The organism is Massilia sp. Masssp93, assembly GCF_059491295.1.
The window spans coordinates 4,547,369-4,573,441 of record NZ_CP168502.1; the positions used below are offsets into that span (position 1 = coordinate 4,547,369).

At 66.0% G+C, this 26,073-nt stretch carries 23 protein-coding genes; 5 read left to right on the plus strand and 18 right to left on the minus strand.

The window, feature by feature from the left end:
- Positions 1–145: 145 nt before the first annotated feature.
- The 4 genes from ACEN9Q_RS18650 to ACEN9Q_RS18665 all read right to left on the minus strand — a co-directional run bounded on the left by ACEN9Q_RS18650 (position 146) and on the right by ACEN9Q_RS18665 (position 4,061).
- Positions 146–1,465, minus strand: coding sequence for an ATP-binding protein (locus tag ACEN9Q_RS18650; RefSeq protein WP_056443115.1), 1,320 nt, complete (start codon positions 1,463–1,465; stop codon positions 146–148).
- 7 nt (positions 1,466–1,472) lie between these two features.
- The gene (locus ACEN9Q_RS18655) at positions 1,473–2,135 is read right to left on the minus strand and encodes a response regulator (protein ID WP_056443118.1); all 663 of its coding nucleotides are present in this window, start codon (positions 2,133–2,135) and stop codon (positions 1,473–1,475) included.
- A gap of 170 nt (positions 2,136–2,305) precedes the next feature.
- On the minus strand, positions 2,306–3,823 hold the full coding sequence (locus ACEN9Q_RS18660; protein ID WP_056443120.1) for a Do family serine endopeptidase: 1,518 nt from the start codon (positions 3,821–3,823) through the stop codon (positions 2,306–2,308).
- Between the two features lie 82 nt (positions 3,824–3,905).
- Positions 3,906–4,061, minus strand: coding sequence for a hypothetical protein (locus ACEN9Q_RS18665; protein ID WP_495625601.1), 156 nt, complete (start codon positions 4,059–4,061; stop codon positions 3,906–3,908).
- An 89-nt stretch (positions 4,062–4,150) separates the two neighbouring features.
- On the opposite strand from ACEN9Q_RS18665, the gene ACEN9Q_RS18670 reads away from it, so the two are divergent.
- The gene (locus ACEN9Q_RS18670) at positions 4,151–4,276 is read left to right on the plus strand and encodes a hypothetical protein (RefSeq protein WP_495625602.1); all 126 of its coding nucleotides are present in this window, start codon (positions 4,151–4,153) and stop codon (positions 4,274–4,276) included.
- 184 nt (positions 4,277–4,460) lie between these two features.
- Here the strand turns inward: ACEN9Q_RS18670 and ACEN9Q_RS18675 are convergent, their stop codons facing one another.
- The 3 genes from ACEN9Q_RS18675 to ACEN9Q_RS18685 form a co-directional block, all read right to left on the minus strand.
- Positions 4,461–5,897 (minus strand): glycoside hydrolase family 30 protein, encoded by a 1,437-nt coding sequence (locus ACEN9Q_RS18675; protein WP_495625603.1) that lies wholly within the window; start codon positions 5,895–5,897, stop codon positions 4,461–4,463.
- Positions 5,898–5,983: 86 nt separating this feature from the next.
- A complete protein-coding gene (ppk2, locus tag ACEN9Q_RS18680; RefSeq protein WP_495625604.1) occupies positions 5,984–6,904 on the minus strand; it encodes a polyphosphate kinase 2 in 921 nt (306 codons plus the stop codon).
- Positions 6,905–7,052: 148 nt separating this feature from the next.
- Complete coding sequence (locus tag ACEN9Q_RS18685) at positions 7,053–7,532, minus strand: Hsp20 family protein (RefSeq protein ID WP_495625605.1); 480 nt, start codon at positions 7,530–7,532, stop codon at positions 7,053–7,055.
- A gap of 222 nt (positions 7,533–7,754) precedes the next feature.
- Between ACEN9Q_RS18685 and ACEN9Q_RS18690 the strand changes: the two genes are divergently transcribed.
- Positions 7,755–9,662 (plus strand): M61 family metallopeptidase, encoded by a 1,908-nt coding sequence (locus ACEN9Q_RS18690; protein ID WP_495625606.1) that lies wholly within the window; start codon positions 7,755–7,757, stop codon positions 9,660–9,662.
- A gap of 78 nt (positions 9,663–9,740) precedes the next feature.
- Positions 9,741–10,511 carry a UCP032817 domain-containing protein gene (locus ACEN9Q_RS18695; protein ID WP_495625607.1) on the plus strand — a complete coding sequence of 257 codons (771 nt, stop codon included), beginning with the start codon at positions 9,741–9,743 and terminating at the stop codon, positions 10,509–10,511.
- Positions 10,512–10,579: 68 nt separating this feature from the next.
- Here the strand turns inward: ACEN9Q_RS18695 and ACEN9Q_RS18700 are convergent, their stop codons facing one another.
- Positions 10,580–11,215 (minus strand): CatA-like O-acetyltransferase, encoded by a 636-nt coding sequence (locus ACEN9Q_RS18700; protein WP_495625608.1) that lies wholly within the window; start codon positions 11,213–11,215, stop codon positions 10,580–10,582.
- Positions 11,208–11,984 (minus strand): alpha/beta hydrolase family protein, encoded by a 777-nt coding sequence (locus tag ACEN9Q_RS18705; RefSeq protein WP_056443148.1) that lies wholly within the window; start codon positions 11,982–11,984, stop codon positions 11,208–11,210. The genes ACEN9Q_RS18700 and ACEN9Q_RS18705 overlap by 8 nt, the downstream gene beginning before the upstream one ends.
- Before the next feature lie 134 nt (positions 11,985–12,118).
- On the opposite strand from ACEN9Q_RS18705, the gene ACEN9Q_RS18710 reads away from it, so the two are divergent.
- Entirely contained in the window at positions 12,119–12,313 is a 195-nt protein-coding gene (locus tag ACEN9Q_RS18710; protein WP_495625609.1) for a YqaE/Pmp3 family membrane protein, read from the plus strand.
- A gap of 139 nt (positions 12,314–12,452) precedes the next feature.
- Positions 12,453–13,412: a hypothetical protein gene (locus ACEN9Q_RS18715; protein ID WP_495625610.1), complete on the plus strand. Its 960-nt coding sequence runs from the start codon at positions 12,453–12,455 to the stop codon at positions 13,410–13,412.
- A gap of 20 nt (positions 13,413–13,432) precedes the next feature.
- Here the strand turns inward: ACEN9Q_RS18715 and ACEN9Q_RS18720 are convergent, their stop codons facing one another.
- The 9 genes from ACEN9Q_RS18720 to ACEN9Q_RS18760 all read right to left on the minus strand — a co-directional run bounded on the left by ACEN9Q_RS18720 (position 13,433) and on the right by ACEN9Q_RS18760 (position 26,016).
- Complete coding sequence (locus ACEN9Q_RS18720) at positions 13,433–14,074, minus strand: hypothetical protein (protein WP_056443156.1); 642 nt, start codon at positions 14,072–14,074, stop codon at positions 13,433–13,435.
- A 68-nt stretch (positions 14,075–14,142) separates the two neighbouring features.
- The gene (locus ACEN9Q_RS18725; protein WP_056443160.1) at positions 14,143–14,976 is read right to left on the minus strand and encodes a carbohydrate ABC transporter permease; all 834 of its coding nucleotides are present in this window, start codon (positions 14,974–14,976) and stop codon (positions 14,143–14,145) included.
- Positions 14,973–15,845: a carbohydrate ABC transporter permease gene (locus ACEN9Q_RS18730; protein ID WP_229412728.1), complete on the minus strand. Its 873-nt coding sequence runs from the start codon at positions 15,843–15,845 to the stop codon at positions 14,973–14,975. Before ACEN9Q_RS18730 ends, ACEN9Q_RS18725 begins: the two co-directional genes overlap by 4 nt.
- Before the next feature lie 2 nt (positions 15,846–15,847).
- A complete protein-coding gene (locus tag ACEN9Q_RS18735; RefSeq protein ID WP_495625611.1) occupies positions 15,848–17,140 on the minus strand; it encodes a sugar ABC transporter substrate-binding protein in 1,293 nt (430 codons plus the stop codon).
- A 139-nt stretch (positions 17,141–17,279) separates the two neighbouring features.
- Positions 17,280–19,502 carry a beta-glucosidase BglX gene (gene bglX / locus ACEN9Q_RS18740; protein ID WP_495625612.1) on the minus strand — a complete coding sequence of 741 codons (2,223 nt, stop codon included), beginning with the start codon at positions 19,500–19,502 and terminating at the stop codon, positions 17,280–17,282.
- A gap of 60 nt (positions 19,503–19,562) precedes the next feature.
- The gene (locus ACEN9Q_RS18745) at positions 19,563–20,867 is read right to left on the minus strand and encodes a sugar MFS transporter (RefSeq protein WP_056443171.1); all 1,305 of its coding nucleotides are present in this window, start codon (positions 20,865–20,867) and stop codon (positions 19,563–19,565) included.
- A gap of 15 nt (positions 20,868–20,882) precedes the next feature.
- Positions 20,883–21,857, minus strand: a complete 975-nt coding sequence (gene glk, locus ACEN9Q_RS18750) for a glucokinase (protein ID WP_495625613.1) — start codon at positions 21,855–21,857, stop codon at positions 20,883–20,885.
- Positions 21,854–24,352 carry a glycoside hydrolase family 3 protein gene (locus ACEN9Q_RS18755; protein ID WP_495625614.1) on the minus strand — a complete coding sequence of 833 codons (2,499 nt, stop codon included), beginning with the start codon at positions 24,350–24,352 and terminating at the stop codon, positions 21,854–21,856. Before ACEN9Q_RS18755 ends, glk begins: the two co-directional genes overlap by 4 nt.
- A gap of 143 nt (positions 24,353–24,495) precedes the next feature.
- Positions 24,496–26,016 carry a tryptophan halogenase family protein gene (locus tag ACEN9Q_RS18760; protein WP_495625615.1) on the minus strand — a complete coding sequence of 507 codons (1,521 nt, stop codon included), beginning with the start codon at positions 26,014–26,016 and terminating at the stop codon, positions 24,496–24,498.
- Positions 26,017–26,073: the final 57 nt, after the last annotated feature.

The following is a 26,073-nucleotide window of genomic DNA, read 5'->3' on the forward strand; positions in this document are numbered from 1 at the left end:
CGCGTCCTGCCGGCGTCCGCGTGGGCTCGGGGAGCCCACCCTACGTAGCACAACGCCGTAGGGTGGGCACCCTGTGCCCACGCGTGACGCAACGTCGTAGGGTGGGCACCCTGTGCCCACGCGTGACGCCAACATATCGCAAGCGTTACGCCGGAAACGTGACGGTCGCTTCCAACCCGCCCAAGCGCTTCGATTCCCCGAGCGCCAGCGTCGCCCCATGCCGCTCCGCGATCGACTTGATGATGGCGAGACCGAGCCCGCTGCCCGCCGCGTCGCTGCCCGGCACGCGATAGAAACGGTCGAACACGCGCTCGCGTTCCGCCGGCGGGATGCCGGGCCCGCTGTCTTCCACGGTCACGCGCACGCCGTGCGATTCCGCCACCACCGACACGTCGACCGTGCCGCCGTGCGGCGTGTACTTGATCGCGTTGTCGACCAGGTTGCGCAGCAGGATCATCAGCGCGTCCGGCTGCCCTTCGACCTCGGCGGCGTCCGCGCGCGGCAGGCCCAGGTCGATGCCCTTGGCCTGCGCGACGCCCGCCATGTCGGCGACGGCACGCTTGGCCGCGGCCGCGATATCGATCCGCTGGCGCGGCGCGACGCTCGCCTCCTGGCGCGCCAGCACGAGCAGCTGTTCGACCAGGCGCGTGGCCCGTTCGATGCCGGCCGTCAGGCGGCCGACGGCGACGCGCTTCGCGTCCGGGCTGTCGGACCGCTCCAGGCTCTGCACCTGCAGCTTCAGCGCGGCGAGCGGCGTGCGCAGCTCGTGCGCGGCGTCGGCCACGAAATGCTGCTGGGCGTCGAATGCCGTGCGCACGCGGCCGAACAGCAGGTTCAGTTCCTGCACGAGCGGACGCACCTCGTCCGGCAGGCCCGCTTCCGACACGGGCGACAGATCGTCCGCCTGGCGCGACGCCACCTGCTTGCGCACGCGCGCGACGGGTTCCAGCGAACCGCTGACGACCCACCACACGACGAGCATCAGGATCGGCATCATGACGGCGATCGGCCCCAGCGTGCGCAGCGCGAGGTTGCTCGCCATGCTGCGCCGCACGGCCAGGTCCTGCGCGACCTGCACGGTCTGGTTGTCGGTCTGGATCGAGAAGATGCGGTACGTCGTGCCGTTCGCGCGCACGTTGGAAAAGCCCAGCACGGCGCGCTGCGGCAGGTGCGCGTGCGAGGCGCTGCGGAACACGCGCACGCCGTCCGGCGACCACACCTGCACGACGAGATCGTCGTTGCCGCTGATGGGCGCATCGGCGTTCGCGTCCTCGGCGCTCGTCAGCGGCACGCGCGAACGCAGCGACAATGCCATCTGCTGCATGTGGTAGTCGAAGATCTGATCGGCGTCGTTGAGGGCGGTGCGGTAGGCGATCGACGCCTGCGCGACGGCCGCGATGGTGATCGCCGCCAGCAGGAACCACAGCAGCCGCCCGCGCAGGGAATGCGTGACCCTCACTTTCATGGGACCCTCACACCTTGGGGACCATATAACCCACGCCGCGCACGTTCTGGATCAAGTCGCTGCCCAGCTTCTTGCGCAGGCCGTGGATATAGACCTCGACGGCATTGCTGGACACTTCGTCGCGCCAGCTGTACAACTTTTCCTCGAGCTGGGCGCGCGACAGCACGGCGCCGGGCCGCGCGACGAGCGCTTCCAGCACGGCCCATTCGCGCGCCGACAGCACGACCGGCTGGCCGTCGACCAGCACTTCGCGCGTGGCGGGATTGATGGTGATGTTCTTGTACTCGAACACGGGTTCGGCACGCCCGGCGGCGCGCCGCAGCAACGCGCGGATGCGCGCCAGCAGTTCGTCGAGATCGTAGGGTTTGAGGACATAGTCGTCCGCGCCGGCATCGAGCCCGGCGATGCGCTGCGAGACGGCGTCGCGCGCCGTCGCGACCAGCACCGGCGTGCGGTCCTTGCGCGCACGCATCGCGCGCAGGACCTCGAGCCCGTCCTTGCGGGGCAGGCCCAGGTCGAGCACGACGAGGTCGTAGTTCTGGTTCTGCATCAGGGCCGTGTCGGCCATCTCGCCGTCCTTGACCCAGTCGACGGCGTAGTGCTCGGCCCTGAGCAGGTCGAGCACCACTTCGCCGATCATCGTATCGTCTTCCACCAGCAGCAGCCGCATCCAATCCCCCGATTCTCAGAAACCCTGCCGATTTCAAACGTCAATGTAAGGAACCTCGCAAAACCGTCGCGAGCGGCCGCAGGTTTGGTCGAGAAGCGCAGCTGTACGAGGAGTACAGCGAGCATCGCAGACCAAACCTGCAACGCGCAGCAGGTTTGGCGACGTTCCGGTCAGCCGATCGGCACGGGGATGAAGATTTTGTCATCTCCGCGCTGAACCAGCAAGGCCACCGACTTCGCGGACTTCCTGACGACGTCGCGCACCTGGCCCACCGAGCTCACCGGCTTGCCGTTCACGGCCAGCACGACGTCGCCCGGCTGCACGCCGGCCACCGCCGCCGCGCCGGCCGCATCCTCGACCAGCAGGCCGGCCGCGATGCCGGACTGGTTGCGCTCGGACGGGTCCAGCGGACGCAGGGACAGCCCCAGCTTGGCGCCGTTGTCGATGCCGGCGAGGTTGTCGCGGCTGGCCGGATCCGGCTTGTCCTTGGCGTTGGCCAGCGTGGCGTTCAGCTGCACGATTTTACCGTCGCGCCAGACGTCCAGCGCCAGCTTGTCGCCCGGCTTGGCCACCGACACGATGGCCGACAGGTCGCCGCCCGTGATGAGCGGCTGGCCGTTGACCTTGCGGATCACGTCGCCCGCCTTGAGGCCGGCCTTGTCGGCCGCGCTGCCGCGCTCGACGTTCGACACGAGCGCGCCGTCCGGCGACTGCAGCTTGAACGCATCGGCGAAGCCCTGGCTGACGTCCTGCAGGCCCACGCCCAGCTTGGCGTGCTGCACCTTGCCGGTGGCGACGATCTGGTCCTTGATGCGCACGGCGACGTCGATCGGGATCGCGAACGACAGGCCCTGGTAGCCGCCCGTCTGGCTGTAGATCTGCGAGTTGATGCCGACCACCTCGCCGCGCGTGTTGAACAGCGGACCGCCCGAGTTGCCCGGGTTGACGGCGACGTCGGTCTGGATGAACTGCACGCCGTTCTGGTCGATGTTGCGGCCCTTGGCGCTCACCACGCCGGCCGTCACGGTCGACTCCAGGCCGTACGGCGAACCGATCGCCAGCACCCATTCGCCGACCTGCAGGTTGCGCGTGTTCCCGAGCGGGACGACGGGCAGGTTTTTCGCATCGATCTTCAGCACGGCGACGTCGGTCTTCGGATCGGAGCCGAGGACTTTCGCGCGGTATTCGCGGCGGTCCTGCAGCTTGACCGTGACTTCGTCGGCGTCGCGCACCACGTGCGCATTGGTCAGGATGACGCCGTCCGGGCTGACGATGAAGCCCGATCCGGCGCCGTAAACGAGTTCCCCGCGTCCGCCGCCGCGCGGTTGCTGCGGCTGGAAGCGGCGAAAGAATTCGAAGAACGGATCGTCCTCGTCGAACTGCGGCATCTGGCGTTGCGACACCTTGGTCGTACCGACGACGCGGATGTTCACGACGGCCGGGCCGTTGTGCGAGACGATCTGGGTAAAGTCGGGCAAGGCCACGCCGGCCGGATTGCCCGCCACCGGCGCCGCGGTGGCGGCGACAGGGGCCGGCGACGCCGGCACGGTTGCGACGGCCGCGGCGGCGGTGGCGTCCTTGTGTTCGACTGCGATCGCACCTACCGCTCCGCCAATGACACCGGCCGCACACAGGGCCAGCGTGAGACGTTTTGCGGTGATGGCAGTAACGGTACCTTGGTTAGGCATTGACGTGCTCCCGGATTGGAAAGTGGTTTGAAGACTGCGCTTTTCGTAGGGAGTATATTGGCGCAGCAGTCTTAGACCTTCCTTAAAAATCGGCAGGCCGCGCGGACGCCCGGGAGGTTGTGCGCCGGCGCTTGGCCACCGAGGCACGCAGGCTCACGCTGACCGCGAAGGTGCGCGTGACGGGGCGGCTGAAGCCGTAGCACAGGTTGAGGAGTTCGGCGATGCCGTTCTTCGTCATCTCGCGCCAGGGGATGTGCACGGAGGCGAGGCGCGGCGCCGAATAGGCCGCGGCGGCGCGTCCCCGGGGCCGACGAAAAGTCGCGCTCCGTGATCAAGACGGCGCCCGTGTCGATGGCGGCGTCGGCCAGTTCGGCCATGAAGCCGTCGATGCGGTCGACGTTGTCGGCGACCGTCATCGGACCGGCGATGACGGCGATCTCGCGGTGCGCGTGATCGAGCAGCGCGCGTGCCGCCAGCCGGCCGCCGCGGCGGTGGTCGACCGTGAAGCACTGAGCCTTGCTTCATGTCTCCAGCATCGTTGTGATGGTGCGGGAGTCAGAAACGTTGCCAAACCAAGCCGCATGATTGTCGCGATTAAAATCCGAGGTCAAGACGTGGCGTGCGCGCGCAACGCGCGTCAGGGCGCGGCGCGCCAGGTGAACGTCGCCACGCTGGCGGCCGGCAGCGTGTAGCGGAAGCCCTGCGTGCCCACGCGTACCGCGAGCGCGCGCGGCTGCGCGGCGCCGTTCGCCACCAGCAGCGCGAACGAGCCGTCCGGGTTGGCGAACGCCACGTTGTCGTCGCCGCTCGAGGCGATGCGGCGCGCGCCCGGCAGCACGAAGCGGCTGGCGTGGGCCAGCGCGTAGTACTCGACGTTGCGCGTGACGGCGCCGGTGGCCGCATCGATGGTCACGACGCCGCGGCAGTTCGCGCAGCCGCCCAGGTGCGGGCCGTCGTGCGCATCCAGCGCCAGGTTCCAGAACAGGACGCCGCGCGCCCAGTTGCGCGTCGTGTCGATGACGAGCGCCTTCGCGAAATACTGCAGGTTCTTCGCCCAGTCCGGCGACCAGCGCCCGCCCGAGCATTCGGTGAACCAGGTGTCCTTGGCCGGGAACAGGCCGTGCAGCCGGCCCTGCGCGCGCACGTCGCCGCCGTAGCAGTGCCACGCGATGCCGCTCACGTACCGCGCCGCCGTCGGATCGGACAGCACGATGGCCGGCGACTCCGGCTCGTCCCAGTTGTGGTCCCAGTCGAAGATGGCGGTGCCCGGATGCGACTTCGCCAGCAGCGGCCCGAGGTGGCCGCCGATGAACGCGGCGCGCTTGAACGGATCGACGCGCATGCCGGGATAGTCGTCCGGCTCGAAGTGCGGTTCGTTCTGCAGGGTGAGCGCCGACACGGTCACGCCCGCGGCCTGCATCTCCGCGAGGTAGCGGTCCAGGTAGCGCGCGTAGGCGTCGAACGCTTCCGGCTTCAGCGTGCCCTTCACGAGGCTGTCGCTCGTCTTCATCCAGCCCGGCGCGCTCCAGGGCGACGCCATTACCTTCAAGTGCGGATTGATGGCCAGCGCCGCCTTCACGGTCGGCAGCACGGTGTCCCGCTGCGGCGCGAGCGAGAAGTGCGCGAGCCGCGGGTCGGACTGCCCCGGCGGCATATCGTCGAAGCTGTAGTGGGTGCGCGAAAAGTCGGAGGCGCCGATCGTCAGGCGCGTGAACGACAGGCCGATGCCCTCGCCCTCGCGGCCGAACAGGCGGCGCAGCAGCGCGTCGCGCCGGGGCGGGTCCATGTGCTGGATCAGGTACGCCGACGCATCCGTGATGGCCGCGCCGAAGCCGGCGATTTCTTGATAGCGCGTGGCCGGATCGACGGTGATCGTGGCGGCGCCGGGGTCGGCGGCGTTGTTCGCCTCCATGCGCGCATCGGCGGCGCGCGCGAGTAATCGTGACTGGTCGCCGGTGGTGATCCAGGCCTGCACCTGCGCGGCGGCGGCGCCCGGCGCCAGCGCAGCGAGAGCAACGAAGGCGGCGGCCCACGGCATGGACAGGATACGACGGCGGTCGAACGGTTGCGGCATGCGGCATCTCCTCGAATTGGAAACGTTGCCAACCTGGCCGCGCCAACTATAGCAGCTGTGTTCGCGAAGTCAACGGGAGCGAGGGATCAATACACGTCGGGGACGATGATCGTTTGCGGCACGGGACGCCGCACGTAGTCGTCGTGGTACTCGCGTTCGGGCAGCTGGATCGAAGGCCGGTCGACCTCCTCGTACGGGATCTGCCGCAGCAGGTGGTGGATGCAGTTCAGGCGCGCCCGCTTCTTGTCGATGCCCTGCACGACCCACCATTGCGCTTCCGGGATGTGGGTGCGCTCCAGCATGATTTCTTTCGCCTTCGTGTACTCTTCCCAGCGGCGGCGCGATTCCAGGTCCATGGGGCTCAGCTTCCACTGCTTGAGCGGATCGTGGATGCGGCTGAGGAAGCGCGCGTTCTGTTCCTCGTCCGAGATCGAGAACCAGTACTTGATCAGCTGAATGCCCGAGCGCGCCAGCATGCGCTCGAATTCGGGCACGGTCTGGAAGAATTCCTCGTACTCGGCGTCCGTGCAGAACCCCATCACGCGCTCGACGCCGGCGCGGTTGTACCAGCTGCGGTCGAACAGGACGATCTCGCCGGCCGCCGGCAGCTGCGACACGTAGCGCTGGAAGTACCACTGCGTGCGTTCGCGGTCGTTCGGCGCGGGCAGCGCGGCCACGCGGCACACGCGCGGATTGAGGCGCTGGACGATGCGCTTGATGGCGCCGCCCTTGCCGGCCGCGTCGCGGCCTTCGAACAGGATCACGATCTTGTGCCCCGTGTGCACGACCCAGTCCTGCAGCTTGACCAGTTCGGCCTGCAGGCGGAACAGCTCGCGGAAGTAATGCATGCGCGCTTCCCGCTCCGCGTCGGTCTGCGCGTGGGCCGGCAGCAGCGTGTCCGGATCGAGGTCGCGGTCGTCCAGTTCCAGCTCGAGTTCCTCGTCGTAGCTGTCGGCGATGTCGCGGCGCACGCGTTGCACCAGGTCCGGATGGTCGGTATGTCGCATGAGGGTGGCGGGCTCGGAACGGTGTGGAGGACGTGCCCGACTATAAAGAGCGGATGTGACGGCAGCGTGACCGGTGCGCGCACGCATGACCGGTAAACGACAAAGGCGCCGAAGCGCCTTTGTGTCAAGCGGTCACGCGATTACGCGATTACGCGGCGTGCTGCTGCTGCTGGCCCGGTTGCTCCAGCACCTGCACGTTGTCGGTATTGCCGTTGGCATCGGCGATCGCGATCTTGCGCGGCTTGAATGCTTCGGGCACTTCGCGCACCAGTTCGATGGTGAGGATGCCGTTGTCGAAGCCGGCGCTGACGACCTTCACGTGGTTGGCCAGCTGGAAGCGCTGTTCGAAATCGCGCTGGGCGATGCCGCGGTGCAGGAAGGTGCGCTGCACGTCGTCCTTCTGTTTGCGGCCGGTCACGAGCAGGGTGTCGCGTTCGGAGGTGATCTCGATCTCGTTGCGGGTGAAACCGGCGAGCGCCATCACGATGCGGTATTTGTCCTCGGAGACCAGTTCGATGTTGTACGGCGGGTAGCTCGGCGCGGTTTCGGCGCGTTGTTCGAGCAGGTTCACCAGGCGGTCGAAGCCGATGGCGGAACGATACAGGGGAGACAGGTCAAAAGTACGCATGATTCGATATCCTCTAAAAAGTACAAGCGATAAGTTGACGGACCTCATCGTGAGCATCCGTTGGAACCAATCTAATGGCCCCCTGCTCCGTTTTCAAGCCGTACAAAATATCTTTTTTATGATCACTTCTAAAATTTTGTTTGGATCGCTGCCCGCCGGAATTCCGCCCTGGCGCGCGGTGCTACACTCGGCCGTTTGTATCCATTCCCTGGGTTTCAGCCAATGACCGCTTCCAAGTTCGCTTCCACCGTCTCGGCCGCCGCGCTCGCGCTGGCGCTGGCCTTCCCGGCGCATGCCGGGGTTCCCGCCCCCGTCGCCCAGCCCTACCCCGGCACCATCGTGCTGAACGTCGATGCGACCGATCTCTCGCAGCAGATCTTCCGCATGCACATGACGATCCCGGTGAAGCCCGGCCCCCTCACCCTGCTGTATCCGCAGTGGATTCCCGCGAACCACGGCCCGAACGGCCCGATCACCCAGCTGGCGGGCCTGAAATTCACGGCGAACGGCAAACCGGTCGAATGGGCGCGCGATCCGGTGCAGGTGTACGCGTTCCACCTGGTCGTGCCCGAAGGCGCGACGACCCTGGAAGCGGAATACCAGTACCTGTCGCCGCTGGACGGCGGCCAGGGCCGCATCACGATGACGGACGATATCCTCGGCGTGCAGTGGATCTCGACCACGCTGTACCCGGCCGGATATGTGGCGCGCGGCATCGACGTGCAGGCCAACCTCAAGCTGCCGGCGGGCTGGCAGTACGCCACCGCGCTGGAGACCGACAACCGCGCCGGCGACGAGGTCCATTTCAAGACGAGCGACCTGGAGACGCTGATGGACTCCCCGCTGTTCGCGGGCCGCTACAGCAAGCGCTTCGACCTCGACCCGGACGGCAAGGTGCGCGTGACGCTGAACGTCTTCGCCGACCATCCGGAAAGCCTGGAAGCGAAACCCGAGCAGATCGCCGCGCACCGCGCGCTCGTGCAACAAGCGTATAAACTGTATGGTTCGTATCACTACGACCACTACGACTTCCTGTTCGCGCTGTCCGACGAATTCGGCGGCATCGGCCGCGAGCACCACCAGTCCAGCGAGAACGGCGTCAAGCCGGGCTATTTCACCGACTGGGCCAAGGGCGAGTCCGGACGCGACCTGCTGCCGCACGAATACACGCACTCGTGGAACGGCAAGTTCCGCCGTCCGGCCGGCCAGGACGTCCCCAACTTCAACACCCCGATGGACAACGAGCTGCTGTGGGTGTACGAAGGCCAGACCCAGTACTGGGGCAATGTGCTGGCCGCGCGTTCCGGCCTCGTCTCGGCAACCGGCGCGCGCGACGCGCTGGCCGCGATGGCCGCGCGCTACGACAGCGTCGCGGGCCGCGCGTGGCGCGCCGTGCAGGACACCGTCTACGACCCGATCCTCAACGCGCGCCGCCCGCTCGGCTGGCCGAACTGGCAGCGCAGCGAGGATTACTATGTCGAGGGCATGCTGATCTGGCTGGACATCGACACGCGCATCCGCGAACTGTCCGGCGAGCGCCGTTCGCTGGACGATTTCGCACGCGCCTTCTACGGCGTGAACAACGGCAGCCACCTGCCCGCGTTCTACACGTTCGACGACGTCGTCGCCACCCTGAACAAGATCCAGCCGTACGACTGGGCCGCTTTCCTGCGCGCGAAGCTGGACGGCCACGGCCCGGGCGCCCCGCTGGACGGCCTCGCGCGCGCCGGCTGGAAGCTCGTCTACACGGACACGCCGACGGACTACATCAAGGGCTACGACGACCGGAATAAATCGCTGGACCTGACGTATTCGCTCGGCTTCACGGTCGCCCAGGATGGCGCGGTCCGCAACGTCGTGTGGGACGGCATCGGTTTCCGCGCCGGCCTCGCCGCCAGCACGACCGTCATGGCCGTCAACGACCGCGTGTACAAGCCGGAGCTGCTGAAGGCCGCGATCAAGGACGCGAAGGACGCGAAGGAGGACAAGCCGATCCGCCTGCTGGTCAGGAAGGGCAACGTGCTGCGCACGATCGCGCTCGACTACCGCGGCGGCCTGCGCTACCCGCGCCTGGAACGCATCCCGGGCACGCGGGACCGCCTGGAGACGATCTTCGCGGCGCTGAAGTAAGTTATAGACGCAAGTCATCGAACTGTCATGAAAACCTCCTAAGCTGAACGTGCCGGCAAAGCACAACAAGGAGGCGATATGGGATGGCTGAACGAACTGCGCGCCGCACGGCTGCGGCGCGCTTCTCCCTGGCAGGCCGCGCTGGCGGACCTGCCGGCGGAGTTGGAGAGTTTCTGGCGCCACCACGCGCCGCGCGAATATGAAGGCATCCGGACGGATGCCTTTTTTTTCACCCGCGCGACGGAAGGCTTGCTGCGGTTCTTCGACACGGTGCGGCACAGCGGCCGGTCCTGCGCCCTCCCTTCGAACGCGGCGGATTCGGTGTGGCACGCGTGGCTGCGCCAGAATCCGATCGGGCTGGAACGCTTCTGCCGGCGCCATTTCGGCAGCGCGATACCCCACGTCGAACGCGCCGGCCTCGCATCGAACGCCCTGCTGCACACGTTCGCGGCCTGCTGCGCGCGTGACGGCGTCAATCCGGGCGCCATGCGCATCCCGGCACTGTTCGCGCTGGACGCCGACCTGCGCATGCCGGGCGGGCACGGCTACTGGAACCGCGCCGGCGAGATCCGCTACGCGCGCCTGAACGAACGTGGCCGCGGCATGTGGCGCGCCATGCCGCATCCGGAACTGGGGCTGGCGGCCCTCGTGGCACACGGTCTGGTCGCGCCGCAGATCCTCGCCGCGCATGAACGCCGGCGCGCGCTGGCGACGGATGACAGTTCCTGTGGCGGCATGGCGTTTGCCGACGGCGACGCGGGCGGCGATGGCGGCGCAGGCGACACGTGCGGCGACGGCGGCGCGGGCGACGGCGGCTGCAGCTGCGGCAGCAGTTGCGGCAGCGATTGAGGCGGCGATTGAGGCGGGCGTGACTTTGAACCGTCATCCCCGCCTGCGCGGGGATGACGCGGTCATGCTCAGCGGATGATCTCCGCCAGCTCGGCGGCCACCTGGCGCCCCAGCAGGTGGATGTGCCAGCCGTCGACGAAGCCGTGATGCGCCTGCACGGAAAACGGCAGTTGCAGGCCGTCCGGACCGTCCCGGAAACGGCCCCAGGCCAGCGACGGAATGTCCGGCGTGGCCAGTGACGCCATCGGATGCTGGATCGAGGTGAAGTCGAGCCACGGCATGCAGGTGACGAACACCTGGTCCTTCGCCTCGCGCGGCGACATCGTGCGGTATTTGATATTCAGTTCCGCCATGTTCGACGCCGCTTCCCGCGCCGCCTGGCCGCGCGCGACGAATTCGCGCACGTCGTCGGTCCAGTCGAACTGGGCGAAGTTCAGATCGCCGTGCTGGTTCATCACGGTGAACGACGGCACGAGGCGGTCGATGCGGATCACCTCACCGTCCACGACGCGGTAGCGGAAGTTCTCGACCTTGAGCACGGCGCGCAGCACGGCGCACAGCATCACGTGAAAGGGCGCCAGCGCCTGCGCCTTGCACCAGGGCCGGAAATCCGGCACGTCGAGCGTGAAGCACAGGTTGACCGCGGGGCTTTCCATGCGGTCGAAGAAGTCGAAGCGGTCGCGCCGCCGTTCGAAGTCATGCATGCGGCGCCTCCGATGCGAGGTAGCGCACGCTCCAGGCCGAGATGACGCCGGCGACGTACGCCGCGTCCTCGCGCCGCGAGATCAAATGGTCCATGCCGTCCAGCGACACGAAGCTTTTCGGATGTTGCGCCAGTTCGAAGATGCGGGTGGCGTTGTCCATGCTGACGGTGTCGTCCTGCGGCGCCTGCATCACGAGCAGCGCGCGCCCGAGGGTCGCGATTTTCTCGTGCAGGTCGTGCCGGCCGGCGTCCTCGACGAACTGCTGGCGGATGTTGAAATCGCGCCCCGCCAGCTTCACGCGCGCCTCGCCCTGCCGGGCGATCGTGTCGAGGTGCTCGGACAGCAGCTTGTTCACGACGTAGTGCGGATCGCTGGGCGCGGCGATCGTCACGACGGCCCGCGCTTCCGGCACGCGCCGCGCCGCCGCCAGCACGGCCGCGCCGCCCAGGCTGTGGCCGATCAGGAGCCTGGGGGCCGCGAATCGCTCGCGCAGGTAATCGGCGGCCGTGACGAGGTCCTCGACGTTGGATGAAAAATTGGTGTCGGCGAAATCGCCATGGCTGGACCCGAGGCCGGCGAAGTCGAAGCGCAGCACGGCCACGCCGAGCGCCGCCAGCCCGCGCGCGATGTGGGTGGCGGCCAATACGTCCTTGCTGCAGGTGAAGCAGTGGGCAAAGATGCCGTAGGCGCGCGGGGTGCCGGCCGGGGCGTCCAGCTTGGCGGAGATCCTGCCGTGCGGGCCGGGGAAGTCGATACGTTCGGTGAGCATGGTGTCCGTTGCGGAAATCGGTGACAGACGCATTGTGGAACAAGCCGGGAATGTTTGCTTGAACGGGTGGGAATGCGTGAGCTTTCGGGACGATGAAATTGCTATGCTGGGCGCTCGACTCAAGGAGAAAACGCATGCGCCTCATTATTGCCCTGGTCCTGCCCTGGCTGACCTTTTTCACGATCGGCCGTCCGGTCGCCGGACTCATTTGCCTGATCCTGCAGCTCACCGTGATCGGCTGGCTGCCGGCCGCGATCTGGGCCGTGTATTCGCTCAGCCAGTACAAGACCGACCAGAAGATCGAGCGCGCGCTGCGGCAGCGCGCCTGAGCCGTTCATGCGTCGCCCGATATTGTCATGCGCCGCGCGCGTTGCCCTTTGCCCGGGACTGGCCGGTTGCGCATCGCTGCAAGACGCGATGAAGTGCTTTCCGGGCATGGACAGCCGGCCGCTGTGCGGCCTGTAATCGATGAAGAAAGCGATCGGCTTCCTGCTTTGGCTGGCCGGGCACGTCGTCAATGTCCTGACGTTGGCTGGGGCCTGCGTCTATCTTTGGGGCGTCGTCGTCTGGATGCATGCCCCGCTGGTGGGCGCGCTGGGCGTGACCGCCGCGATGGCGTTGCTGCCCCTGGCGCTGGCCTGGGTGTGCAGGACGATCGGCAAGCGCCTGTGGAAGAATCTCCCCGCGGGCGCGCCCTCGCCCTCGCGCGCCAGACGCTGGCTGCTCGCCGGCGCCGGCATCGTCTTCGTCGGCGCCTGCGGCTCGCTCGTGCGCACCGGACTGGTCGAGCACCAGTGCAGCGTCGAGCGGTCGCGCACCTGGGCGACGCATGAGGCAGACACGCGCAGGAACGGTTTCGAGCGTGTCTGCCCGGGCGACCTGGCACGTTTCGATATTTCGTTCAAGTCGCTCGCGGCAAGCACCCGCAAGCTGGCGTTCACGCCGGTCGATCTGACGCACACGCCCTTCGCGCGGTTCGAGAGCCTCGGCGGCCGGGCCGAATCCGTTGGCGACGTGCCCTCGCGCCTGTACCGCGGCTTCCGCATGCCGGACGGGCACCGGGTCACCTTGTTCGAACACGATATGTCGGCCGACGGCAGCCGAAGCTGGCGCAATCCCAGGGACGAACCGGAGCGCATCAACGGTTTGCCGGCCAGGCTGGTGGTCCTGGAAGACAACACCGGCACGGCCGTCTCGCTGCTGTCGTGGTTCGAGGGCCGGCGCGGTTACCAGCTCTGGATCGATGCCAACGGCGCGCGCGTCCCGCTGCGCGGCCAGTTGTTCGCGCTGGCGGCGTCGCTGCCGCACGCCGTGCCGGCCTGTCCCGACGAGCCGCCGCCCAAGCCGGTCGACGAGCCCATGCCCGAGGTGCTGACCCGGACGCAGGCGGATGCGCTGGCCGACGGGAGCAAGCGGCCTTGCAGGTGACGGCGCGGCGGGCGTGAACGTCAGTCGTTCAGGCCGAGCGCTTCCCACCCCTGCGGCGTGAGCTTGACGTACAGCTTTTCCTTCTGCGTGCGCTCGCCGTCGACGGTCCGTCCGAGGACGGGGAACGCCTCCTTGACCTGCGGCTTCCTGGCCCACGCGGCCACGTTCGACAGCGTGTACGTGTAGATCACGCTGGATTCCTCGTGGTCGCCCACCTTGGCCGGGTCGGCCCAGCGCACCACCTTGTCCAGCGACTTGCGGCCCCAGCACAGGCGCGGCTGCTTCTTCGCGTCCGCGCGCAGGTAGGGCTTCGCGGCGTCGGTCATCGTGTAGCGCCTGACCTTCACCTTCAATCCGTTCGGCTTGCCGTCGACAAAGGTGCCGGGCAATTCCATGTCCTCGCCCCTGGCCAGGCCCGCCGCTTCCAGCGCCGCCATCTGGCCGGCGACGCCGTCCGGGTACAGCTTCTGCTGGCGCAGGTCGGTTTCGTACACGTCGACCGGCCAGGTCACGGGGTCCAGGCACATGTCGCCCTTCTTGTCGAAGTACTGGGTGACGGTGACGGTGAAATTCTTGTCGTTGGCGGAGGTCTTGCTGCCGCAGGCGGACAGCGCGGCGGACAATGTCACGCCGAGGACCAGGGAAATGGCGATCTTGTTCATAGTAATTTTATTGTACCAAGGCTTGGAGACTGTCGGTCGCCGCTCATCCGGACAAGCCGCCGCGCCTGTCACCCCTTCACGCTTCCGATCAACAGCCCCTGGAGGTAATAGCGTTGAAGCCCGAGGAACAGCAACAGCACCGGAATGACGGTCAGAACCGAACCGGCCATCATCATTTCGTTATCATGGCCGTGCTCGCGTGCGAGGGACGCCAATGCCACCGGAAGCGTGTAGTGTTCGTTCCCGGCCAACACGATCAATGGCCACATGAAGTCGTTCCAGCTGGCGAGGAAGCTGAAGATCGCGAGCGTGACGAGAATGGGCGCCAGCAGGGGGAGGACGATCGAGCGAAAGATGCGGAATTCGCTGGCACCGTCGATGCGCGCGGCTTCCAGCAGCACATCGGGAATCCCGAGCGCGTACTGGCGCACGAGGAAAATGCCGAAGATGCCGGCCATCGAAGGAATCAGCACGCCGAGATACGTGTTGACGAGGCCGACACTCTTCAACATGAGAAAAAGGGGCAACATGGTGACCTGCCCCGGAATCACGAGTACGCCGAGCATCAGCCTGAAGATACGATCGCGCCCGGAGAATCGCAACTTGGCGAATGCATAACCCGCGGCGACGTTGAACGTGAGCGAAAGCAGCGTCGCCGCAGTCGCCAGCAGCACGCTATTGAGCAGGTAGCGTCCGATATCGTGGTGATCGAACAGCTCGCGGTAATTCCCCAATGTCGGGTGCGCGGGCAAGAGCGGCGGCGGGAAGGTGCTCGCCTCGCCGGGCGCCATGAAGGACACCGACAGCATCCAGGCCAGCGGAAAGAGGGTCAATGCCGCGCCACAGAGCAGTAGCGCGTTTATCAGTCCGGCCTTGAGCCCCCACGCGGCGGCTGGTTTCATTGTTCTTCTCCAAACCGCGTGAATTTCAGCTGCAGCAGCGTGATCGAAAACATCAGCAGGAACAGCATGAACGCGATCGCCGATGCGGATCCGATGTTCCACCACTTGAAGCCCTGCTCGTACATGAAATACAGCACGGTCACCGTGCTTTGCATGGGTCCACCTTCCGTCATGACGTAGGGCTCGGCAAACACTTGAAAGTAGCCGACCGTGGTCAGGATACTCACCATCACAATGGTCGGGCCGAGCATCGGCAGCGTGATGTAGCGGAACCGCGCCCAATTGCCGGCACCGTCGAGTTTTGCGGCGGCGTACAGGTCCCCGGAAATGCTTTGCAGGCCGGCGATGAAAATGATCATGTTGTAGCCAAAGTTCTTCCAGACGCTGAACACGATAATCGCGAACATCGCCCAGTGCGGATCGCCGAGCCAGTCGACCTTCGGCATCCCGAGTGCGCCGAGAACATAATCGATGTACCCGTAGCGCGCATGGAACAGGTAACGCCAGATCACCACGACCGCAACGAGCGATGTGACGACGGGCGCGAAGAGCGCCGTGCGAAAAAAGGATTTGAAGCGTGCGACCTTCGAATGCAGCAGCATGGCGGCGGCCAGCGATGTCGCGATCGACAAAGGCACGCCGACGACCACGAAATACAACGTGTTGCCGAGCGCTTTCCAGAACAGCGGCGTCTGCAGCAGGTCGACGTAGTTGCGCAGTCCGACAAAGCGCAGGTTCTTGAGGCTGGCGAGCGCATAGAGATCGAAATCCGTCAAGCTGATGGCGAGCGCCGCCAGTGCCGGCAGCAGGAAGAACACCGCAATGGCGATCAAGGCCGGCGCGACGAAGCACCATGCCGCACGTTCCATTCTCATGGCATGTGCCCGTGATCGAGCATCCAGCGCCGCTTTTCCAGGATCCGGTCGACGCGCGCGTCAAGTTCCCGTGCCGCCTCGTCCACGGTCAGGCCGCCATGCACCATGACTTCGGCCACCAGGCGCATTTCGGTGGCAATGCGCGCCCATTCCGCCACTTTCGGGGGCGACTTCACACGCTCCAGCTGGTCGCGGAACGCGCGCGCGTAGATGTCGCCCGCGAGCGTCGGATCATCCCAGGCGCTGCGGCGCGGCGGCAGGTCGCCGATGGCATGGAACAGGCGGCGCTGTATATCGACGCGCGAGAGGAATTCCACGAGTTGCCAGGCAATATCCTTGTGCCTGGAGCTGCGGAAGATCGCGAAACTGGCGCCGCCGGCGATCGACGCCCCTGGGCCGTTCGGCCCGGGTAACGCGGCCGTCATCCAGCGGTCTTGCAGACCGGGAGGCAGGCGACGCTTGAATTCGCCGATGTTCCACGGACCGGAAATATAAAAGGAATAATAGCCGCGGCCGAACTCATTCCACACGTTGGACACCTGGCCGGTGGCCAGCCGCGGCGCCCAATTGCGCTGGAAGGCGTCGTTGTAGAACTGCAGTGCGCGCCGAAAACCGGCGCTGCGGAAGTTACCCCAACGTCCGTTGGCACGCAGCAGCGGTTCATCCTGTTGAAGCGCGAGTGCAAGCAATGGCTCGAATTCGTCCGTGGGCAACAGCACGGCAAAATTGTCCTGGCCGACCGCCGTTTTGACGGCGGCCATGGCTCGCTTCCACTCGTCCCAGTCCCTGGGCGGCGCGGCGTACCCCGCCGCGGCCAGGATGTCCTTGCGATAGAAGATCAGCCGCGTATCGACATACCACGGGATGCCATACAAACGGTTGTCCACGCGATTCGAGTCCCATATCCCGGGAAAATAATCTTCCTTTGAAATGGCGCTCGATGCCGCAGCCCGGTCGTCGAGCGATTCCAGCGCGCCGAGGGCGACGAATTCCGGTATCCAGGTATTGCCCAGCTGGCAAATATCGGGACTGGCGTCGCCAGCGAAAGCCGTCATCAGCTTTTCATGTGCCGATGCCCACGGCAGTTGCTGGATGTCGATCCGTATGCCTTGATGGGTGCGCTCGAATTCGTCGACGAAGTCCTTGATGACCTCGCCCTCGCGGCCCATGGTCCAAAAACGAATCACCGTCACGTCGGATACGGCCCGGCCCCGGCCCGCCATCAGGCAGGCGGCAAGCACGAGCGACAACACGAGCAGGAACTTCGGCAAGGAGATGGCAAACCTCATTTCGCTGGATTCGGCCAACCGCCGCACTGTCGCAAACGCCCGGGCAGTGCGGCGCAGGGCTGTTGGGGATTTTACGTCAAGCGGAATTGCTTGAGTAATTCCTAGCGCCCTGCGGAAACGAAAACAGGCCGGCGTCCTGCTAGCGAACGTACTTGAACGTGGATCGCAGCCGAATATCGTCCGACGATGCACCGATCATCAGGTCGAATTCGCCGGGCTCGGCATCCCAGCGCAACGCCGCATTGAAGAAGGACAGGCTTTCCTTGTCGATCGTGAATTCCACGGTCCGCGTTTCGCCCGGCGCCAGCGCCACCTTTTGAAATCCCTTGAGTTCCTTCACCGGCCGCACCACGGAGGCAACGCGATCGTGAAGGTATAGCTGAACGACCTCCTGGCCCGCCACCTTGCCGGTATTGGTAAGCTGCATGCTGACCTTCAGTTTGTCGTTGCCATGCAGCGTGTCGCGGTCCAGTTTCAGATCGCCGTAACCGAACGTCGTATAGCTCAAGCCGAAGCCGAACGGGAAACGCGGCAAATTCACCAGGTCGATGTAGCCGGACACCCATTCCGTCGTCGTCGGCGTCGGTGCCGGCCGGCCGGTATTGAAATGGTTGTAGTAGATCGGGATCTGGCCCACGCTGCGCGGGAAGGTCATCGGCAGCTTTGCGCCCGGGTTCACGTCGCCGAACAACACGTCGGCCACCGCGTTGCCCGCTTCGCTGCCCAGCCACCACGTGTACAGGATTGCGGGTGCGTGGTCGGCCACCCAGTCGAACACGAGCGGGCGGCCGGCGTTGATCATGACCACCACCGGTTTGCCGGTCGCGACGATGGCCTTGATCAGATCCTCCTGCACGCCCGGCAGGGTCGGATTGGCCCGGCTCCGGGATTCGCCGCTCATGTCCCAGCGTTCGCCGACGCCGATCACCACCGCGTCGGCCTCGCCCGCGACCCGGACGGCTTCGGCAAAACCCGAACGGTCTTCGCCGTCGATGTCGCTGCCCTTGGCATAAAGAAGCGTCGTGTCCTTCCCCAGCTTGGCGGCGACGCCATCCCACGTCGACACGGCCTGGTGTGCATAATCGACGCCGGGCACCGTGACGGACCAGAAGCCGTGGTTCTCCACGCCCTGCTTGACCATCGGACCGATGAGGGCCAGCTTCCTGACCGACTTGGACAAAGGCAGCACGGCGCCGTCGTTTTTCAGCAGCACGATGCTTTTTGCCGCGATGTCGCGGGCCGCTTTGCGGTGTTCCGGATTATTCAGCGCCGCACGTTCGCGCTCGGGGTCGCTGAATCTATAAGGATCGTCGAACAGGCCGAGTTCAAACTTCTTGCGCAGGACGCGGCGCACGGCGTCGTCGACGTCGGCCAGCTTGACCTTTTTCTCGCGCACCAGCTGCACCAGATCGGCCTGGTAGGCACCGCTCTGCATATCCATGTCGACGCCCGCATTCAGCGCGATCCGCGCCGCGTCCTTGTTGTCGGCCGCATAGCCGTGGTCGACCATTTCATCGACGGACCTCCAGTCCGACACGACAAAGCCGGTGAAGCCCCACTTCCCCTTCAGGATATCGCGCAGCAGATGGCTGTTGCCCGTAGCGGGAACGCCATTCAGGTCATTGAACGACGTCATGAACGTCGACGCGCCGGCATCGAGCGCCGCCTTGAACGGCGGCAGATAGGTTTCCCACAGCATGCGCTCGCTCATGTCGACGCTGTTGTAGTCGCGCCCGCCGACCGCCGCGCCATACGCCGCGAAATGCTTGACGCACGCCATGACGGCGTCGACGTCGCCCAGCTGCCTGCCCTGGAATCCTTTCACGCGCGCGGCGGCGACCCGCGACGCGAGATAGGTGTCTTCGCCGGCACCTTCCATGACGCGCCCCCAGCGCGGATCGCGCGCGATATCGACCATCGGCGCGAAGGTCCAGTGGATGCCGCCTGCCGCCGCTTCGGTGGCGGCGACGCGGGCGCTGTGCCGGATCGCGTCGAGATCCCAGCTGGCCACCTCGGCGAGCGGGATCGGAAACGTGGTCTTGTACCCGTGGATCACGTCCATGCCGAACAGCAGCGGTATCTTCAGGCGCGATTGCAGCGCGAGTTCCTGGTACTGGCGCGTGCTGTTCGTGCCGACGACGCTGAACACCGAACCGACCCGGCCGCTGCGTATCCCTTCGCGCACATTGGACTTGATGGCGACGGGCCCCGTGGCTTTCGACTCCGCCGAGTATTGGGTCAGTTGGCCGACTTTCTCCTCGAGCGTCATTTGTTTCAGCAGTCGTTCCACGCGCCGGTCGACGTCCTTCGATTCGGCGCCATGGGCCACGTTCACGCCAACCGCAAGCAATAGCGAAAGCACGATGGTTCCTGCCCGCATAGTTTTAATCATGAATACTCCGTGTTGATTTTGTATCCGGCTTCAGTCCCGGCCTGCCTGGTACATGCCGGCATGTACGATGCCGAAATAGAGGATGAACGTGTAGCACGCGGCCGGAACCAGGAACGACCCGTGCAGGCCGATGCTATCGGCCGCGACACCCTGTGCGAACGGGACGAGCGCCCCGCCGACGATCGCCATGCACAGTACGCCCGAGGCATGCCCGGTCAGGTTGCCGAGCCGATGCAGTGCCATGCTGAAGATCGTCGGGAACATGATCGAGTTGAACAAGCCGACGGCAAGGATCGCCCACATCGCGACATGTCCGTGGCTGAAGATTGCCGTCAGGATGAACGCGATCGCGCACGCGGCGTTGAACGCCAGCGTCTTGCCGGGACTGATGCGGCGCATGACGGCGAATCCGATGAAACGCCCGATCATGGCGCCGCCCCAGTAGTAGCTGACGTAGTGCGCCGCCGCGGCGGGCGTCAGGCCGGCCACCGTGCTCTCGCCCAGAAAATTGATCAGGAAACTGCCGATGCTGACTTCGCCGCCCACATAAACGAAGATCGCGATCGCGCCGAGCACGAGATTGCGATGGGACAGGAGCGCGCGCAAGCCGGCCGGCGCCGCATCGTCGTGATGGACGATCCTGGGCAGGCGCGCCGCCGCGAACAGGATCGCCAACAGGAGCAGCGCGCCCGCGAGCGCGAGATACGGGCCCTGGACCGTGGCGGCCTCCCTGGCCCGATACAGCGCCTGCTGCGCCGCGGGCAGCAGATGGATCCGGCCGGCGTCGAGCGCGCCCGCGCCCGACAGGATCAGCATGCCGCCAAGCGTCGGCGCGACGGTCGTTCCCAGCGAATTGAATGCCTGGGTCAGCGTCAACCTGCTCGAGGCCGTGCGTGGATCGCCCAGCGCCGTCACGTAGGGATTCGCGGCGACCTGCAGCGTCGTGATGCCGGCGGCAAGCACGAAGAATGCGAACAGAAACAGCGCATAACCGCGCGTGGCGGCCGGATAGAACAAGGCACATCCGGCCGCGGCGATCACGAGCCCCGCGACGGCGCCGCTTTGATAGCCGATTTTCCGGATCAACATACCGGCCGGCAGCGACACGATGAAGTACGCGCCGAAGAAGCAGAATTGCACGAGCATCGCTTGCACATAGCTGAGCGTATAGACCGCCCTCAGGTGCGGGATCAGGACATCGTTCAGCGACGTCAGGAGACCCCACATGAAAAACAGGATGGTGACGATGACCAGCGGTCCCGTGCGCTTGTGCGACGTCCCGGCGACATCGTTCGGAACCGTTGCGGTGGTGGATGTATTTGACGCAAAACCCATATCGAGCTCCTGTGATTATTGCTGGCCGGCCAAACGCGCGGCGAGCATGGCCGAGATGCCGGGAAAGGCCGGATACTTCTCGGTGATCAGATAGGTCGGAATCGGCGCCACGAAGGAATGCATGCGCCCCTTGTCCTCGAACCGCGCACGGAACGGCGATCGATCGAACAACTCGCCGAAGCGCGGGACGATGCCGCCGCCGATGTACATGCCTCCGGTGGCGCCGAACGCGAGCGCCACGTTGCCGGCGACCGTGCCGAGGATGGCGCAAAACCGCATCACCGCCTCGACACACGAGGCGCTGTCGCCATCGAGCGCGGCGCGGGTAATGTCGTGTGCCGGAAGGTCGCTTCCGGAAAGCACGCGATGGATCGCCTCCAGTCCCGGGCCGGACAGCAGGCGCTCGCAGGAGACATGCCCGCGCCCGTTCCACAACGCGCGCAGGATGTCGACCTCGACGTCGTCCGTGGGCGAGAACGTCGCGTGTCCGGCTTCGCTCGGCAACGGGGTCCAGCCCGGACCGGTCGGGATCAGTCCGGCCACGCCAAGTCCCGTGCCGGGACCGATCAGTCCCAGGGGACGCCCGCGCCGGCCCACACCGCCGCCCACTTGCCTGACCTGCCCGGAATCGAGATGCGGCAGCGCCATCGCCAGCGCCGCGAAGTCGTTCTCGACGAGCAGCGTTTCCAGTGCCGCGTCCGCGCGCAGGGCCGCGACCGAGAAACTCCAGTTCCTGTTCACCATATTGACCACGTCGCCGTCGACCGGGTTGGCGATCGCGATGGCGGCGTGGCGCACGCGTCCATACGTGCCGACGATATCGGCCACCTGTGCCAGGTAGGCCCGGATCGCCGCGTGCAAATTCTCGAAGTCGTCGCAAGGAAGCACCGTGACGGCCCCGATCGACCGCGGTCCGGTCTCGAGCGCGAAGCGCGCGTTGGTCCCGCCCACATCCGCCAGCAGGCGCGGCCCATCGTCATAGGGTTTCATCGGATCTCCTCGCAACGCAGCGCGTCCTTGTCGTTGGCGGCGCCGCCGACGATCCGGATATTGGTGAATGCGGCGGCAAACGGCCCGTCCGTCGCGATCCCGAACAGCGCGTCCACCTTCGTCAGGTCGGCCCCTTGCGCGACGAAGCAGGCCAGCGGAATCTTGACGGTGGCCCTGGGCAGCGTTGCAAGTCGCTTGAACACGTCCGTCAAGTTCACTTCGCCTGCGCATTTCCCGCCGCAGCCGAGCGCCATCGTGACCTTTCCGGTCGGCGCCATCTTGACCGAGGTGTCGAACTGGAGCACGCCATCCTTCGTGGCGAAGTCGGGGAGCGCCATGGCCGTCGACGGCCGCGCTTCGATGCGCCCGGCGCCCGTCCAGGTCACCAGCTTCGCATCCTGCTGCGTGTTGACCTGCACGGTGTCGACCCGGATGGTCGGCAGCACGACGGCCTTGTTCAAGTCGGAGCCCAGCGCGACGCGCTGCGCACCGCTGACGACGTACAACGGCCAGGTCGCATGGTCGGCCTGGGTGAAGATCGGATAGGCATTGCTCGCGCCGCAGCCGCCGGCCGGATAGCGAACGTCGAGCTTGCCGACGGTCTTCGTGCCGCGGTAATTCAGCCCGTATCCGCGCGCGAACAGGGTGTCGTGACCGCTGCGCGCCGCATCGATGCTTGCCTGGCATGCCGATCCGGGCCAGGTGAACGACAACGTGCCGTTGAAGTCATGGGCGATCCTGCCTTTCGCGTCGCGGAACAGGACATCGGCCACGCCCTTGCCTTCGGTACCCGGCAACCACGCCATGACAAAACTGTCGGACAAGTTCATCAGGTCGTTGACGTACAGCGGGCGGCCGGCGACGAATACCGTGACCACGGGTTTGCCCTTGCCCGCGACCGCCTGCAGGACGGCGAGATCGCCGGGATAGCGGCTCGTGTGGCGCAACGTTCCCGTCGCGCCGATGTCGCCGGCGCCTTCCGCGTACGGCGTCTCGCCGATGACGGCGATCACGGCGTCGAATCGGGACGCGTCGATACCGGACGCGTCGGCGCTGTAGGTGACGTTGGACCTGCCGACGGCCTCGACGATGCCGGCCAGGATCGTATCGCCGTTCGGAAAATCGCTGTTCCGGTTGTCGGTTCCCTGCCACGTCAGCGTCCAGCCACCGGTCTGGTTCGGCAGGCTGTCGGCACTCTTGCCCACCACCAGGACCCGGCTGCCGCGTGCGAGGGGCAATGCCGCGCCATCGTTCTTCAGCAGGACGAGCGATTTGCGTACGGCTTCGCGCGCCAGCGCCCGTGCCTGCAAGGCATCCTGCTTGCCGGCGTAACGGTTGTCCGACGGCTTCCTGCCGAACAATCCTGCACGCAGCTTCACCCGGACGATGCGCGTCACCGCATCGTCGATGCGCGACATCGGGATCTCGCCCTTCCTGACCTGGTCGGCGGTATTGGCGATGAAGGCTTTCCAGTCGTCCGGCACCATGACCATGTCGATGCCGGCATTGATCGCCTGGGCGCAGCTTGCGTTGCTGCAGCCGGCCACCTGGCCGATGCCGTTCCAGTCGGAGACGACGAAGCCGTCGAAGCCCATCCTGGTCTTCAGGACGTCGGTGAGCATGGCCTTCGAACCATGCATCTTGCCGTAGTCCACGCCGGCTGCGACGTCGTCCCAGCTGTTGTAGGACGCCATCACGGTCTGTGCGCCGGCCGCCAGCGCGCCGTAATAGCCCTGGCCGTGGATGTTGATCATCTGCGCCCGGGTCGATTTGTTGTCGCCCTGGTCCTTGCCGCCGTCCGTGCCGCCGTCGCCGATGAAATGCTTGGCGGTCGCGACGACGTTGCCGTCCGCGGCAAACGTGCCCTGCAATCCCTGCACGTAGGCCCGGGCATACGCGTTCACCAGCGTGCCGTCCTCGGAAAAGCTCTCGTAGGTACGGCCCCAGCGAACATCCCGCACGACGGCGAGGGTCGGCGCAAACACCCAGGCGATGCCGGTCGCACGGGTCGCCTTGGCGACCGCGGCGCCGATCCGGCCGACGAGGCGGCTGTCATGGGCCGCCCCGAGGCCGATATTGTGCGGGAACTGGGTCGCGCCGAAGACATTGCTGTTGCCATGAATCGCATCGATGCCCCAGATGACGGGCACCTTGGCTTTCATGTCGGTGGACACCGACGCCTCGTAATAGCGATCGGCCAGGGCCAGCCACGCCGCCGCGGTCGCATGCTTGTTCCCGCCCGGCCAGCTGCCGCCGCCATTCAGTATGGAGCCGAGATAGTAGCGGCGTACATCGTCGGGCGATGCCGTCTTGATCTCGGCCTGCGTCATCTGGCCGATCTTCTGTTCGAGCGTCATGCCCGACACGATGGCCGCCACCCGGGCTTCGAGTGCCGGGTCGGCAGCGATTGCACTCTTGACGCGCGGCCAATCGGAGAGCTGGACCTTGGGCGGGTCCGCAAGCGCGGTGCTCGCGGATAAGGAAGTGAGCGCCAAGGTTGAAGCAAGAATGGACTGTCGTATTTTCATGGTTAAGGTAAAAGGGTTCGGCGCCGCGTCATCCGTGGATGGCGCACAAACGAGCGCGTGCAATGGCGAGACGGGGCACGAGCGGCGCGTGAAAGACCGGGGGCCGGCGCCTACGCCGGCACGGCGAGGCCGGCAACGAGATCCGCATGCATCGGCATGGTGGCCACGCAACGGCGCACGACGTCGCGGACATCATCGGCAAACGCCTGCAGGCGCTGCAGCGGATGGATATCGCAAACCGGGTGATACCCGCTCGGGACCAAACCCTGTCCGAGCATGACCTGCACCCAGCTCGCTTCGCGGAACAGTTCCATCTCGGTCCGATAGACCCGCGCATTGGTGGCGAACAGCGCCATCTTTTCGGCCAGCGTGTCGGGGATCGGCATCTGCCGGCAATAGTTCCAGAATGGCGAATCGGCGCGCGTCGTGAGCTTGTAATGCAGGATGATGAAGTCGCGGATTCGTTCGAGTTCGAACTGCGTCTGGCGGTTGTACACGGCGATGTCGGCGGCGTCGAGGCCTGCATGAGGAAACAGGTCCATCAACCGGGTAATCGCCGACTGGACCAGGTGAATGCTGGTCGATTCCAGCGGCTCGACGAAGCCGCTCGACAAGCCGATGGCAACGCAGTTGCCGACCCAGGTGCGCTTTCTGCGGCCGGCGGCAAACCGGATCAATCGCGGCTCGGCCAGCGGCTTGCCGTCGAGCGTACTCAGCAGAACATCGGCCGCGTCGCCGTCCTGCATGAAGGCGCTCGAATACACGTGGCCGTTGCCGATGCGATGCTGCAGCGGTATCCGCCATTGCCATCCCGCGGACCGTGCAGTCGAACGCGTGTACGGCGACGGTGGCAAGGCCGGTTCCGACGGCACGGCAAGCGCGCGATCGCACGGCAACCAATGCGACCAGTCCTCGAAGCCGGCCGCGCAGGCTTGCTCGATCAGCAGCGCGCGCGCGCCGGAACAATCGATGAACAAATCCCCTTCGATCAGCCTACCACCGGCCAGGCGCAGGCCCGCGATGTTGCCGTTGTGCGGATCGCGCAAGACTTCGTCGATACGGCCTTCGGTCCGCACGACGCCCTGCTGCTCGGCGCGCCGGCGCAAATAGCGGCCGTACCGATTCGCATCGAAATGAAATGCATGGCCAATCTCGCCAAGCGGCGAATGCGCCATGTCCGGCCGCGGCCGCATGAAGCGGCCTTGGCGGGCCGCTACCGAATTGACCGAGTAATCCGCGAAATCATGAGCGAGCCCGGCCTTGCGCAAGCGCAGCCAGTACTGATGGAACGGCACCCCGTCGATCGGCCGCCCGACGTCGCTGAACCCGTGAAAATATCGGCTGCCCGGGGCGCTCCAGTCGACGAATTCGATACCGAGCTTGAACGTGCCCTTCGTCTCCCGAAGAAACTCGTCTTCGCTGATGCCCAGCGCGGAATTGAATGCCCTGATCGCGGGAATCGTTCCCTCGCCGACGCCGACGGTGCCGATCTCCTCGGATTCGACCAGTTCGATCTCCCAGTGTTGACGCCCTTCGTCGCGCAGCAGGAGTCTGGACAGCGCGGCCGCAACCATCCATCCCGCCGAGCCGCCGCCAACGACGACGACGCGCCGCAATTGTTTCAGTGACATTGTTATCCCCAGGTAGAGTGACCGTCTGTCGGCAATACCTTGCGGGCTGCCGACAGA

Excerpts from the sequence above, each read along its gene's own strand:
- ACEN9Q_RS18650 (WP_056443115.1), bottom strand. The coding sequence starts at position 1,465 with ATGAAAGTGAGGGTCACGCATTCCCTGCGCGGGCGGCTGCTGTGGTTC.
- ACEN9Q_RS18655 (WP_056443118.1), bottom strand. The coding sequence starts at position 2,135 with ATGCGGCTGCTGCTGGTGGAAGACGATACGATGATCGGCGAAGTGGTG.
- ACEN9Q_RS18660 (WP_056443120.1), bottom strand. The coding sequence starts at position 3,823 with ATGCCTAACCAAGGTACCGTTACTGCCATCACCGCAAAACGTCTCACG.
- ACEN9Q_RS18665 (WP_495625601.1), bottom strand. The coding sequence starts at position 4,061 with ATGACGAAGAACGGCATCGCCGAACTCCTCAACCTGTGCTACGGCTTC.
- ACEN9Q_RS18675 (WP_495625603.1), bottom strand. The coding sequence starts at position 5,897 with ATGCCGCAACCGTTCGACCGCCGTCGTATCCTGTCCATGCCGTGGGCC.
- ppk2 (WP_495625604.1), bottom strand. The coding sequence starts at position 6,904 with ATGCGACATACCGACCATCCGGACCTGGTGCAACGCGTGCGCCGCGAC.
- ACEN9Q_RS18685 (WP_495625605.1), bottom strand. The coding sequence starts at position 7,532 with ATGCGTACTTTTGACCTGTCTCCCCTGTATCGTTCCGCCATCGGCTTC.
- ACEN9Q_RS18690 (WP_495625606.1), top strand. The coding sequence starts at position 7,755 with ATGACCGCTTCCAAGTTCGCTTCCACCGTCTCGGCCGCCGCGCTCGCG.
- ACEN9Q_RS18695 (WP_495625607.1), top strand. The coding sequence starts at position 9,741 with ATGGGATGGCTGAACGAACTGCGCGCCGCACGGCTGCGGCGCGCTTCT.
- ACEN9Q_RS18700 (WP_495625608.1), bottom strand. The coding sequence starts at position 11,215 with ATGCATGACTTCGAACGGCGGCGCGACCGCTTCGACTTCTTCGACCGC.
- ACEN9Q_RS18705 (WP_056443148.1), bottom strand. The coding sequence starts at position 11,984 with ATGCTCACCGAACGTATCGACTTCCCCGGCCCGCACGGCAGGATCTCC.
- ACEN9Q_RS18710 (WP_495625609.1), top strand. The coding sequence starts at position 12,119 with ATGCGCCTCATTATTGCCCTGGTCCTGCCCTGGCTGACCTTTTTCACG.
- ACEN9Q_RS18715 (WP_495625610.1), top strand. The coding sequence starts at position 12,453 with ATGAAGAAAGCGATCGGCTTCCTGCTTTGGCTGGCCGGGCACGTCGTC.
- ACEN9Q_RS18720 (WP_056443156.1), bottom strand. The coding sequence starts at position 14,074 with ATGAACAAGATCGCCATTTCCCTGGTCCTCGGCGTGACATTGTCCGCC.
- ACEN9Q_RS18725 (WP_056443160.1), bottom strand. The coding sequence starts at position 14,976 with ATGAAACCAGCCGCCGCGTGGGGGCTCAAGGCCGGACTGATAAACGCG.
- ACEN9Q_RS18730 (WP_229412728.1), bottom strand. The coding sequence starts at position 15,845 with ATGGAACGTGCGGCATGGTGCTTCGTCGCGCCGGCCTTGATCGCCATT.
- ACEN9Q_RS18735 (WP_495625611.1), bottom strand. The coding sequence starts at position 17,140 with ATGAGGTTTGCCATCTCCTTGCCGAAGTTCCTGCTCGTGTTGTCGCTC.
- ACEN9Q_RS18745 (WP_056443171.1), bottom strand. The coding sequence starts at position 20,867 with ATGGGTTTTGCGTCAAATACATCCACCACCGCAACGGTTCCGAACGAT.
- glk (WP_495625613.1), bottom strand. The coding sequence starts at position 21,857 with ATGAAACCCTATGACGATGGGCCGCGCCTGCTGGCGGATGTGGGCGGG.
- ACEN9Q_RS18760 (WP_495625615.1), bottom strand. The coding sequence starts at position 26,016 with ATGTCACTGAAACAATTGCGGCGCGTCGTCGTCGTTGGCGGCGGCTCG.